8 protein-coding genes and 1 pseudogene are annotated in these 11,539 nt (G+C 67.7%); 5 read left to right on the top strand and 4 right to left on the bottom strand.

Translation table 11 applies throughout. The annotated features are described in order from the left end of the window. The 3 genes from ACFE71_RS12925 to ACFE71_RS12915 all read left to right on the top strand — a co-directional run. Positions 1-1,009, top strand: a 1,009-nt coding sequence (locus tag ACFE71_RS12925) for an NADP-dependent isocitrate dehydrogenase (RefSeq protein ID WP_375429200.1), incomplete at its 5' end; no start/stop codon positions are given. A gap of 132 nt (positions 1,010-1,141) precedes the next feature. Further along, positions 1,142-2,911 carry a cation:proton antiporter gene (locus ACFE71_RS12920; RefSeq protein ID WP_375429199.1) on the top strand — a complete coding sequence of 590 codons (1,770 nt, stop codon included), beginning with the start codon at positions 1,142-1,144 and terminating at the stop codon, positions 2,909-2,911. 66 nt (positions 2,912-2,977) lie between these two features. After that, the gene (locus ACFE71_RS12915) at positions 2,978-3,667 is read left to right on the top strand and encodes a hypothetical protein (RefSeq protein WP_375429198.1); all 690 of its coding nucleotides are present in this window, start codon (positions 2,978-2,980) and stop codon (positions 3,665-3,667) included. 93 nt (positions 3,668-3,760) lie between these two features. On the opposite strand, the gene alaS is transcribed toward ACFE71_RS12915, so the two are convergent. Together alaS and ACFE71_RS12905 are read right to left on the bottom strand one after the other, a co-directional pair. Continuing rightward, a complete protein-coding gene (gene alaS / locus ACFE71_RS12910; protein ID WP_375429197.1) occupies positions 3,761-6,418 on the bottom strand; it encodes an alanine--tRNA ligase in 2,658 nt (885 codons plus the stop codon). A gap of 36 nt (positions 6,419-6,454) precedes the next feature. Then, positions 6,455-7,699 (bottom strand): M24 family metallopeptidase, encoded by a 1,245-nt coding sequence (locus ACFE71_RS12905; RefSeq protein WP_375429196.1) that lies wholly within the window; start codon positions 7,697-7,699, stop codon positions 6,455-6,457. Between the two features lie 80 nt (positions 7,700-7,779). Between ACFE71_RS12905 and ACFE71_RS12900 the strand changes: the two genes are divergently transcribed. After that, entirely contained in the window at positions 7,780-9,093 is a 1,314-nt protein-coding gene (locus tag ACFE71_RS12900; protein ID WP_375429195.1) for a dicarboxylate/amino acid:cation symporter, read from the top strand. Between the two features lie 124 nt (positions 9,094-9,217). On the opposite strand, the gene ACFE71_RS12895 is transcribed toward ACFE71_RS12900, so the two are convergent. Beyond that, entirely contained in the window at positions 9,218-9,853 is a 636-nt protein-coding gene (locus ACFE71_RS12895) for a glutathione S-transferase family protein (RefSeq protein ID WP_375429194.1), read from the bottom strand. 369 nt (positions 9,854-10,222) lie between these two features. Here ACFE71_RS12895 and ACFE71_RS12890 point away from each other — a divergent pair, with 369 nt between their 5' ends. Continuing rightward, on the top strand, positions 10,223-10,909 hold the full coding sequence (locus ACFE71_RS12890) for a DUF4336 domain-containing protein (RefSeq protein WP_375429193.1): 687 nt from the start codon (positions 10,223-10,225) through the stop codon (positions 10,907-10,909). A gap of 193 nt (positions 10,910-11,102) precedes the next feature. Here the strand turns inward: ACFE71_RS12890 and ACFE71_RS12885 are convergent. Continuing rightward, positions 11,103-11,539, bottom strand: a pseudogene (locus ACFE71_RS12885) (DNA recombination/repair protein RecA); the annotation flags it as partial.

Raw genomic sequence — 11,539 nt, 5'->3', positions numbered from 1 at the left:
CAAGTGCGCGACGATCACCCCCGACGAGCAGCGCGTCGAGGAGTTCAAGCTGAAGAAGATGTGGAAGTCGCCCAACGGCACCATCCGCAACATACTGGGCGGCGTGATCTTCCGCGAGCCGATCGTGATCAAGAACGTGCCACGGTTGATCCCCGGCTGGACGCACCCGATCGTGGTCGGCCGCCATGCCTTCGGCGACCAGTACAAGGCCACGGATTTCAAGGTTCCCGGCCCCGGCAAGTTGACGATGAAATGGGAAGGGCAGGACGGGCGGACGATCGAGCATGAGGTGTTCGATTTCCCGACCGCGGGGGTGGCGATGGGGATGTACAATCTGGACGACTCGATCCGCGATTTCGCGCGCGCGTCGATGCATTACAGCCTGGGGCGCGGCTGGCCGCTGTACCTGTCGACCAAGAACACGATCCTGAAAGCCTATGACGGGCGATTCAAGGACATCTTCGCCGAGGTGTTCGAGGCGGAGTTCGCGGGCGAGTTCAAGGCCAAGGGCATCGTGTACGAGCACCGCTTGATCGACGACATGGTCGCGTCCGCGCTGAAATGGTCCGGCAAGTTCGTGTGGGCGTGCAAGAACTACGACGGCGACGTCCAGTCGGACCAGGTCGCGCAGGGGTTCGGCTCGCTGGGGCTGATGACGTCCGTGCTGCTTACCCCGGACGGCAAGACCGTGGAGGCGGAGGCGGCGCACGGCACCGTGACGCGCCATTACCGCCAGCACCAGCAGGGCAAGTCGACCTCGACCAACCCGATCGCGTCGATCTTCGCTTGGACTGGCGGGTTGAAATATCGCGGCCAGTTCGACGGCACGCCCGACGTGACCCGTTTCGCCGAGACGTTGGAGCGCGTGTGCGTCGAGACGGTCGAGCAAGGCGCGATGACCAAGGACCTGGCGATCCTGATCGGGCCGGACCAGCCCTGGATGACGACCGAGCAGTTCTTCGAGGCGGTCCGGGCGAACCTCGAAGGCGAGATGGCGAACTGGGCCTGACCGGCCGCGGCGGGTTCAGCGTTGGCGGAGCTCGACCACGAGGCCGCATGCGTCGCCCTCTACAGCCGTGCCCTGAGATGATGACGCATTGCACGACCTGTTTCAGATCGATGCTTGCGATAAGAACGGCGGGTGGCGATCGAGATCGGTAACGAAGGCGTCAGCGACGCTCTGGTGATCCTGGGGGCGGCGGGGCTGGTGATCCCGACGTTCGCGCGGTTCCGGGTCAGTCCGGTGATCGGGTTCATCCTTGTCGGGCTGCTTGTCGGCCCGTCCGGCCTGGGCGCGTGGGTCGAACGGTTCCCGTGGCTATATTACGTCACGATCTCGAACCCCGCATCGATGGAGCCGTTCGCGGAGTTCGGGATCATCCTGCTGCTGTTCACGATCGGGCTGGAGCTCAGTTTCCGGCGGTTGTGGACGATGCGGGCGCAGGTGTTCGGGATGGGCGCGGCCGAGTTGCTGGGATCGGCGGCGATCGTCGGGATCGGCCTGCATGTGCTGGGGCAGGACTGGCCGGGGGCGATCGGGCTGGGGCTGGCGCTGGCGATGTCGTCCACCGCGCTGGTATTGCCGCTGTCGGGAACGACGGGAGCGGTCGGGCGCGGAGCGTTCGCGATGCTGTTGTTCGAAGACCTGGCGCTGGTCCCGATCATCTTCGCGCTGGGCGCGATGGCGCCGAGCGGTTCGGGCGGATGGGAGGTCGCCGCCGGCGTCGCGGTGCGCGGCGGGCTAACGGTCGTAGCAATCTTCCTGATCGGCCGGATCGCCCTGCCGCCGCTGTTCGCGCAGGCCGCGCGGACCAAGAGCCCCGAGCTGTTCCTGGCGGCGTCGCTGCTGGTCGTGATCTTCGCGAGCGTCGCGACGACCGCGGCGGGCTTGTCGCCGATCGTGGGCGCTCTGGTCGCCGGGCTGCTGATCGCCGAGACCGAATACCGATCGGAGGTCGAATTGGTGATCGCGCCGTTCAAGGGACTGGCGCTCGGCGTGTTCCTGCTGACGGTGGGCATGAGCCTGGACCTCAGGCTGATCGCGACTAATTGGGCGCCCCTGATCGGCGCGCTGTTCGGCGTGGTCGTGACCAAGGCGGTCGTGACGTTCCTGTTGCTGCGCGTCGCCAATGCCCGGCGTGGCGTCGCGGCTGAGACGGGGCTGTTGATGGGCAGCCCGTCCGAGACGACGCTGATCGTCCTTGCCGCCGCGCTCGGCACCGGGTTGATCCTGCCGCCGACCGCGAGCTTCTGGCAGACGGTGACCGCGCTGGGCCTGACGCTGACGCCGTTGCTCGCGAAGGCGGGCCGCGCGGTCTCGCGCGCGATGGAGCCGCGTAATGAGCCTGGGGGAGCGACGATCGGACCCGAGGGTCCGGGCACGGTCATCATCGGGTTCGGTCGCGTCGGGCGCATGGTGGCCGACATGCTTGAAATGCACGGACAGCCTTTCGTCGCGGTCGAGGCTGACATCGATGCGGTGGCGGAGGCGCGGCGGGCGGGTTACCCGATGCTGTTCGGGGACGCCGGGCGGATCGAGTTGATCGAGCGTCTAAGGCTGGAGACCGCGCGCGCGTTGATCCTGACGATGGACGATCCGGTGCTGTCGGTGCATGTGGCGCGGCGCGTGCGCGCGCTGGTCCCGGCCCTGTCGATCATCGCCCGCGCGCGCGACGCCAACCATGCGGCCGAGCTGTACCGGGCGGGGGTGACCGACGCCGTGCCCGAAACGCTGGAGAGCTCGCTTCAGCTGTCGGAGGCGGTGCTGGTCGATCTGGGCGTCGCGATGGGGCCGGTAATCGCGTCGATCCATGAAAAGCGCGACGAATTGCGCCAAGCGGTCCGGCGCGACGCGGCGCTCGAGCGCGAGCCGCGGATCAGGCGGGTACGGGGGCGAAGCGAGGTGGGCTGAAGCGCTCGTGGGAACCCAGTGCGACGGCGCGGCGTTTTTCATGACGCAATCGTAAGGAGTATCGTCATGAAGTTTACCAGCAGCGCAGCCCTTGGCGCCATCCTGCTCAGCCCGATGGTCCTGGAGGCGCAGACGGCCCCAACGCAGCCCGCCGCACCGGCGACGGCGGCTACCGCGGCGACACCCACTGTCGGTGCGACGGTTTACGACTCGGCGGGCGCGGCGGTCGGTACGATCGACCAAGTGACTCCGCAGGCGGTGGTCTTGAGCGTCGATGACGCCAAGGTCAGCCTACCCCCCGCATCGATCGGGTCGGGGCCGCAGGGCCTGCGCATCGCGCTCACCCGCGCCCAGGTGGTCGCCGCGGCCGCGCAGGCGCAGGCGGGCGCCGAGCAGCAGCTGATGGCGCAGCTGACGCCCGGCGCGATGGTGCGCGGCTCGACGGGCACGGCGGTCGGCACGGTCAAGTCGACCGACGCGCAGTATGTCACGCTGACGACGACCAAGGGCGACGTGAAGCTACCGATAAGCGGGTTCGCAATGGGCGCGAGCGGTCCCGTGATCGGCATGACAGCCGCGCAGCTCGACGCGGCGGTAACGCAGGCAGGCGGAACGGTGCCGACCTCGAACGATGCCGCGACGAGCGTCGACGCCGCCGGGACGACCGAGGCGGGCGCGACCGCCGCCGCGACGACGGCTACTACGAAGACCACTACAACGAAGAGCACGACTCGCACGCGTCGCCAGCCGCGCTGATCCGCTTCGCGGCGCACGGAGGGGAGGCGAACCGAACCGGCTCGCCTCCCCTTCCTCAATAGCTGGAAACCGGGTGGTCGGGATCTGTGCCGTTCAAGCGACCGACTGCGCCTGTTCGAGCATTGCGCGGATGGCGGCGACCGCGTCGGCGGCGCGGGAGGCATCGGGGCCGCCACCCTGCGCCATATCGGGCCGCCCTCCCCCGCCCTGCCCGCCAAGCGTCCCGACCGCGCGGCGGAGCAGGTCGACGGCGTCGAAGCGATCGATCAGATCGGCGGTGACCCCGACCGCGACCGAGGCGCGGCCATCGGCGGTCGCGACGAGCACGGCGACGCCCGAACCGAGCCGAGCCTTGGCATCGTCGACCGCGCCGCGCAGGCCTTTGGCCTCGAAGCCGTCGAGCACCTGGCCGATGAAGCCGATGCCCGTGACCTGCTCGGGACCGCTGACACCGCCGCCTGTGCTTCCGCCGAGCGCGAGCGCACGCTTGGCGTCGGCGAGCTCGCGCTCGAGCCGGCGACGATCGTCGAGTAGCGCCGCCACGCGCGCGGGCACTTCGTCGGGGGTGGCTTTGAGCGCGGCGGCCGCCTCGCGAAGCTTCTCGTCGCGGGCGTTCAGATAGTTGCGGGCCGCCTCGCCGGTCAGCGCCTCGACCCGGCGGACCCCGGAGGAGACCGCGCTCTCGCCGACCAGCTTGAACAGCCCGATATCGCCGAGCGCCGCCACATGCGTGCCGCCGCACAGCTCGACCGAGTAGCGCCCTCCTTCGGTGCCCATCGACACGACGCGGACCTCGTCGCCGTATCTCTCGCCGAACAGCGCCATCGCGCCCTCCGCGATCGCCTCGTCGGGCGTCATCAGGCGGGTGGAGACGGGCGTGTCGGCACGGACCTGCGCGTTCACGTCGGCCTCTACCCGGGCGAGATCGGCGGACGACATCGCATTCGGGTGCGATACGTCGAAGCGGAGCCGATCGGGCGTGACGAGCGAACCCTTTTGCGCGACATGCGAGCCGAGCCTGTCGCGTAGAGCGGCGTGAAGGAGGTGGGTCGCGGAATGGTTGCCGCGGATCGCCGCGCGGCGGGCACGGTCGACGCGAAGCTTGACCGCGTCACCGACCGCGAGCTCGCCCCCCTCGATGCGAACATGATGGACATGGAGGCGGCCGAGCTGCTTCGACGTTTCGGTCACGACCGCGCGCAAGCCGTTGTCGCCGCTCACCTCGCCGATGTCGCCGACCTGTCCGCCGCTCTCGGCATAAAAGGGCGTTTGGTTGAAGACGATCATCGCCACGTCACCCGCCCCGGCGAGAGCGGCGCGCGCGCCATCCTTGATGATCGCGACGACGGCCCCTTCGCCTTCCTCGCTCGCATAGCCGGTGAACTCGGTGCCGCCCGCCTCCTCGACGATGTCGAACCACAGCTCGTCCGATCCCTTCGCGCCCGATCCGCGCCAGGCGGCGCGGGCGGAGCGTTTTTGTTCGGTCATGGCGGCGTCGAAGCCGGTGCGGTCGACCCCGAACCCCTGCGCCCGAAGCGCGTCCTCGGTCAGGTCATAGGGAAAGCCGAAGGTGTCATAGAGGCGGAAGGCCGTCTCGCCGGCAAGCGTATCGCCGGGCCGCATCGACGCGGTCGCCTCGTCGAGAAGTTTGAGTCCGCGGTCGAGCGTCTGGCGGAAACGGGTCTCCTCCTGTCGGAGCGTCGCCTCGATCTGCGGCTGGGCACGGACAAGTTCGGGGTAGGCTGCGCCCATCCCGGCGACGAGCGACGGGACAAGGCGATGCATCAGCGGTTCGGCGCTGCCCAGCAGGTGGGCGTGACGCATTGCGCGGCGCATGATGCGGCGCAGGACGTAGCCGCGGCCCTCGTTGGCGGGGAGCACGCCGTCGGCGACGAGAAAGCCCGCCGCGCGGAGGTGGTCGGCGATGACGCGGTGGCTGGCCTTGTTCGCGCCCTCCGCGTCCGTGCCGGTCAGCTCGGTCGAGGCGGCGATGAGGGCGCGGAAAGTGTCGGTGTCGTAATTGTCGGTGACGCCTTGCATGACGGCGGCCACGCGCTCCAGCCCCATGCCGGTGTCGATCGACGGCCGGGGAAGATCGCCAACGATCTCGTTGTCCTCCTGCGTGAATTGCATGAAGACCAAGTTCCAGACCTCGACGAAGCGGTCGCCGTCCTCGTCGGGGCTGCCCGGGGGGCCGCCGGGGATGTGGTCGCCGTGATCGTAGAAGATTTCCGAGCAGGGGCCGCACGGGCCGCTGTCGCCCATCGCCCAAAAATTGTCCTTCGTCGCGATGCGGATGATGCGCTCGTCCGGGAGCCCCGCGATCTTGCGCCAGAGCGCGGCGGCCTCGTCGTCGGTGTGGTAGACGGTCGCGGTGAGGCGGTCGGCGGAGAGGCCCCATTCCTTCGTCAGCAGCGTCCAGGCATGCTCGATCGCCTGTTCCTTGAAGTAGCCGCCGAAGGAGAAGTTGCCGAGCATTTCGAAAAAGGTGTGGTGGCGCGCGGTGTAGCCGACATTGTCGAGGTCGTTGTGCTTGCCGCCCGCGCGGACGCACTTTTGGCTGGAGGTCGCGGTCGTGTAAGGACGGGACTCCAGGCCGGTGAAGACGTTCTTGAACGGCACCATCCCGGCGTTGACGAACATTAGCGTCGGGTCGTTCTGCGGAACCAGCGGCGCGGAGGGCACGATCCGATGGCCCGCCCCGCCGAAATAGTCGAGGAAGGAACGGCGGATGTCGTTGGTCGAGGTCATGACGGCGGCTTAGGGTAGTCGCGTCCGGCCCTCAAGCTAGACGGGCTGCTCGATCGAGCGCGGGGGTTCGCTGAAATACCGAGGTCCGCTTGGGGTCATGTGAAAGCAGTCCTCCAGGCGGACGCCGAACTTGTCGGGCAGGTACAGGCCTGGTTCGTTGGAGAAGCACATGCCCGGCGCGAGGAGCGTCGCCTCGCCACGGACGAGGTTGACGGGTTCGTGGCCGTCCATGCCGATGCCGTGGCCGGTGCGGTGCGGCAGGCCGGGGAGCGTGTAGTCGGGGCCGTAGCCCTGGGCAGCGTAGAAGCGGCGGACGGCGTCGTCGACTTGGCCCGCTGGAACGCCGAGGCGGGCGGTGGCGAAGGCGAGCTGCTGGCCGCGCGCCACCTGGTTCCAGACGCGCGCGATCTCGGGCGTCGGGCGGCCGAAGACGCCGGTGCGGGAGATGTCGGACTGGTAGCCTTCGACCGAGCAGCCGCAATCCATCAGCACGACTTGGCCGGGGGCGACACGCTGCACCTCCTTGGTCCCGTGCGGGTAGGCGGAGCCTTCGCCGACCAGCACGAGCGCGAACAGCGGGTCACCTCCGAGCTTGCGCGTGGCGGCGTCCATGAGCGCGCCGATGTCCGCGCCGGTCATCCCCGCTTCGATGCGCGGCCAGGTCCATCGATAGGCGGCGATCGTGACGTCGCTCGCGGCCTCCATAAGCGCGATCTCGGCGGGCGTCTTGATCATGCGGCAGGCGCGGACGACGGGGTTGGCGGAGACGAGCGGCACGTTCGGAAGCGCGCGGCGGAGGCCGTCGGTCGCGAAGGCGCGGACTGTCTCCTCGATGCCAATCGGGCGAGCGGCTATGCCGCGCTCGGCGAGGAAGGTCGCGACGAGGCGGAGCGGATCCTCATGCTCCTGCCAGACGCGGACGGTCGCGGGGACGGCGAGCGTCTCGCGGATGCTCGGCTCCTCGAAGAAGGGCGTGACGATCAGCGGTTCACCCTCGGCGGGGAGGATGGCGGCGGTGAGGCGCTCGCTGCGGCCCCAGCGGACGCCGGTGAAGTAGGTGAGGCTCGCGCCGGGTTCGATCAGGATCGCGCCGATGCGGTTCGCCCGCATCAACGCTTGGGCACGGGAGAGGCGGCGGGCGCGTTCGGCCGCGTCGATGGGCCTGATGCCGGTCGTGAGATCACGAAGCATGGCCAGGTCGGGTTCGGCGGCGCGCAGGATCGCGGGGGTAAAGGGCGCGAGCGCGGCGGCGGCGGCTGCTTGGCGTCGGGTGAGGAGCATGGGCGATATGTTACGGCGCTTGACCGAGCGGCCGCAATCCCGTTCCGTGCGGTCCACCCTCCCCTGTCCGAAAGCACGTGATGGCCAAGCGGCTGACCTATTACATCCTGATCGGGCTGGTGCTCGGCATCGTCACGGGGCTGGCGATCCACCTGTCGCTGGATGACGGGTCGCCCGCGGCGGCCGAGCGGCTGAAGGGGATCGGCAAAGGGTTCAGCTACGGCAGCACGATGTTCCTGCGGCTGATCAAGATGATCATCGCACCGCTGGTGTTCGCGACCTTGGTGCAGGGGATCGCGCAAATGGGCGATACGGCGACGCTTGGGCGTGTCGGCGGGCGGGCGGTCGGGTGGTTCCTGGCGGCGACCTTGGTGTCGCTTGGGCTAGGGCTGCTGCTCGTCAACCTGATGCAGCCGGGGGTGGGGCTGAACCTGGAGCTGCCGCCCGCGACCGCGACGTCGGGGGTCGAGACGGCGGCGTTCTCGTTCGAGAAGTTTCTGACGCATATCGTGCCGACGTCGATGATCGACGCGATGGCGACCAACGAGATCCTCCAGATCGTCGTCTTCTCGATCTTCGTCGGCGTGGCGATCACGGCGGTGGGCGCCCCTGCGCAGCCGCTGGTGCGGGCGGTCGACGGGTTGGTGGCGGTGATGCTGAAGATCACCGATTACGTGATGCGCGTCGCGCCGATCGCGGTGTTCTGCGCAGTGGCGGCGACGCTGACCGAGCGCGGGCCCGGGGTGATCGGGCAGCTCGCCTGGTTCATGGGGAGCTTCTACATCGCGCTCGCGGTGCTGTGGGCGGTGCTGCTGGGGGCGGGGTTCCTGTTCTTGGGAAGCCGCATCACCGAGCTGGTGCGGCATGTGCGCGAGCCGATGCTGGTGGCCTTTTCGACGGCGTCGTCGGAGGCGGCCTATCCGCGGATGTTGGAGGCGCTGGACCGGTTCGGGGTGCCGCCGCGGATCGCCAGCTTCGTGCTGCCGCTGGGGTACTCGTTCAACCTGGACGGGTCGATGATGTACATGACGTTCGCGTCGCTGTTCATCGCGCAGGCCTACGGGATCGACCTGCCGCTGGGGACGCAGGTGGCGATGCTGCTGTTCCTGATGATCTCGTCGAAGGGGATCGCGGCGGTGCCCAGGGCCTCGCTGGTGGTGATCGCGGCGACCTTGCCGTTGTTCCAGATACCGGAGGGCGGGCTGTTGCTGATCCTGGCGATCGACCATTTCCTCGATATGGGGCGGACCGCGACCAACGTGATCGGCAACGCGGTCGCCGCCGCCGTGGTCGCGAAATGGGAGGGTGGGCTCGACGCGCCGCAGCCGGTGGTGGACGCGCAAGGTTTGGGCGAAACGAATGCCGTCAAGGCGGAGACGGACAGCTTTCGATAAGACGCTTGTCTCCCCTTCCCGTCACCCCGGACTTGTTCCGGGGTCTATCGTTGCACAGGCGCAAACGGCTGGGGTCGTGCAACGATGGACCCCGGAACAAGTCCGGGGTGACGGAGGGAGTAGGTCAGGCGTAGGCGTAGGGTCCACCCTTGGCGAGCGCGGCTTGGTAGGCGGGGCGGGCGTGGACCTTGTCGAGCCAGGCGATCGTGTGGGGACGGCTGGCGTTCAGGCCGCCGCGGGCGCGGGCGGCCTCAAGGGGAAAGCTCATCATGATGTCGGCGGCGGTCATGGCGTCGCCCGCGAACCAGGGACGCCCAGCGAGTTCGGCCTCCACGTAATCGAGGTGGACGTCGATCATCGGCTGGATGCGCTTGACGATCCGCTTGCCGAGCAGGGGGATGCGGCGGAGCACGAGGTTGAGGAGCAGCGGCGGCATCATCGAGCCTTCGGCATAGTGGAGGAAGAAACGGTAGCGGAGCGCGGCGTCGCGGTGCGGCGGGGAGCCGAGGCGACCGTCGGCGAGCTCGACGAGGTACTCGGCGATCGCGCCCGTCTCGGCGATCACGCGCGCCCCGTCCCCGGCGTCATGGTCGATGACGGGGGACTTGCCCAGCGGGTGGACGGCCTTCAGCTCGGGCGGGGCGAGCATGGTCGCCTTGTTCCGCTCGTAGCGCTTGATCGCGTAGGGCAGGCCGAGTTCCTCCAGCATCCAGAGCACGCGCTGCGAGCGGGAGTTTTCGAGATGGTGGACGGTGATCATGGGCGGGGCTCCTCGCGCGGAAGGTCACTAAAGGTCACGCCAAGAACGCTCGGCGGGTGGGGTATGGGTGCGTCAGGCAGCGTGCCGGGCGTGGGTCGAGATCGCCCGGCGCTCGCGGCGGCGAAGGTAACGAAGGTAACGCGTATTCGCGGTTTTCGTCGATGGTCCGAGTTGCCGTGCTAGCGGGTTGAAGGCTGGTGGACGCCCCGTCTGATATCGCGTGCGGTTCTGAACGGGGATCATCGAATAGCTCCGACGTGGGCGGGTCGCGGAAGGCCTGCCACGGACCGGGAGCTGTAGGACAGCGGTTTCGCTAGGTCCGCTCTCGATCCAATTGCAGACGTCCTACATCTATGGTCAATCCACCAAATGCTGGAACCGTTTGGACAGGACCTCTGGTTGGCGAGCGGCCCTGTCGTGGCGGTCGCCGGCTTTCACTATCCCACGAGAATGGCCGCGATCCGATTGGACGACGGGACGCTCTTCATTTGGTCGCCCGTCGCGCTCTCGGACACGTTGCGTGCGGCGATCGATGCGCTCGGCGAGGTTCGTTGGCTCATCGCCCCCAACACGCTGCACCATCTCTTTCTAGCCGAATGGCAGCGTGCGTATCCCCAAGCTACCCTCTATGCGCCGTCGGATCTTCGAAAACGACGCAAAGACCTTAGTTTCAGCGATTTTCCAGCTCGTGGTGCCGCAGCGTGGTCAGGTGCGATCGACCATGTCATCGTCAACGGAAACCGGATCACGACCGAAGTGGTCTTTTTCCATACGCCCAGCCGCACGGTTTTGTTTACGGACCTGATCCAGCAGTTCGATCGGAACTCGTTCACCGGCTGGCGTTCGTTGATCGCTCAACTTGACGGGATGACTACGTCCGAACCACGAGTGCCCCGCAAGTTTCGATATACCTTCTTCAATCGCAGAGTTGCCCGTGCTGCCTTGAGACAGATCGTCATCTGGCCTGCCGATCGACTTGTGATGGCTCATGGCTCGCCATTGCGGAATGACGCGCGGAATGTGGTGCGCCGCGCGTTTGAATGGCTGCTGCCCTAATTTTCGGCATTCGAGCACAACCGTCTTTCATCCAAAGCGGACGTAAGCTCTCGAAGTTCTATGATCCAAAAAAAGGCCCGCCGTCGCCGGCAAGCTCTCCCCTATCACACCGCCCTCACCCTGGCGCTTCGCGCCTATCCCTCTCCCGCGGAGCCGAAGGCGGGCGTAGCCCTACGCGGGAGAGGGTCGGTGGTCAGACGTCGTCTTCTTCGCTGGGGCCGACCAACAACTCCTCGGCGACCTTGTCGGTGCGGCCGCGGATGGCTTGTTCGAGGCGGTCGGTCATTTCGGGGTTGGCTTTCAGGAACGCCTTGGAGTTCTCGCGGCCCTGGCCGATGCGGACGGAGTCGTAGGAGAACCAGCTGCCCGACTTCTCGACCAGGCCGGCCTTGACGCCTAGGTCGATGATCTCGCCGAGCTTGGACACGCCCTCGCCGTACATGATGTCGAATTCGACCTGCTTGAACGGCGGCGCGACCTTGTTCTTGACGACCTTGACGCGGGTGGCGTTGCCCGTGACCTCCTCGCGGTCCTTGACCGCGCCGATGCGGCGGATGTCGAGGCGGACGGACGCATAGAACTTGAGCGCGTTGCCGCCGGTCGTCGTCTCGGGGCTGCCGTACATCACGC

This window comes from uncultured Sphingomonas sp. (genome assembly GCF_964237155.1).
Taxonomy (GTDB): Bacteria; Pseudomonadota; Alphaproteobacteria; order Sphingomonadales; family Sphingomonadaceae; genus Sphingomonas.
The sequence above is the reverse complement of the archived record's forward strand: the minus strand, read 5'-3'. Positions and strand labels throughout refer to the sequence as shown.

Coding starts and splice junctions, on each gene's coding strand:
- ACFE71_RS12915 (WP_375429198.1), top strand. CDS start 2,978: ATGAAGTTTACCAGCAGCGCAGCCCTTGGCGCCATCCTGCTCAGCCCG.
- alaS (WP_375429197.1), bottom strand. CDS start 6,418: ATGACCTCGACCAACGACATCCGCCGTTCCTTCCTCGACTATTTCGGC.
- ACFE71_RS12905 (WP_375429196.1), bottom strand. CDS start 7,699: ATGCTCCTCACCCGACGCCAAGCAGCCGCCGCCGCCGCGCTCGCGCCC.
- ACFE71_RS12900 (WP_375429195.1), top strand. CDS start 7,780: ATGGCCAAGCGGCTGACCTATTACATCCTGATCGGGCTGGTGCTCGGC.
- ACFE71_RS12895 (WP_375429194.1), bottom strand. CDS start 9,853: ATGATCACCGTCCACCATCTCGAAAACTCCCGCTCGCAGCGCGTGCTC.
- ACFE71_RS12890 (WP_375429193.1), top strand. CDS start 10,223: ATGCTGGAACCGTTTGGACAGGACCTCTGGTTGGCGAGCGGCCCTGTC.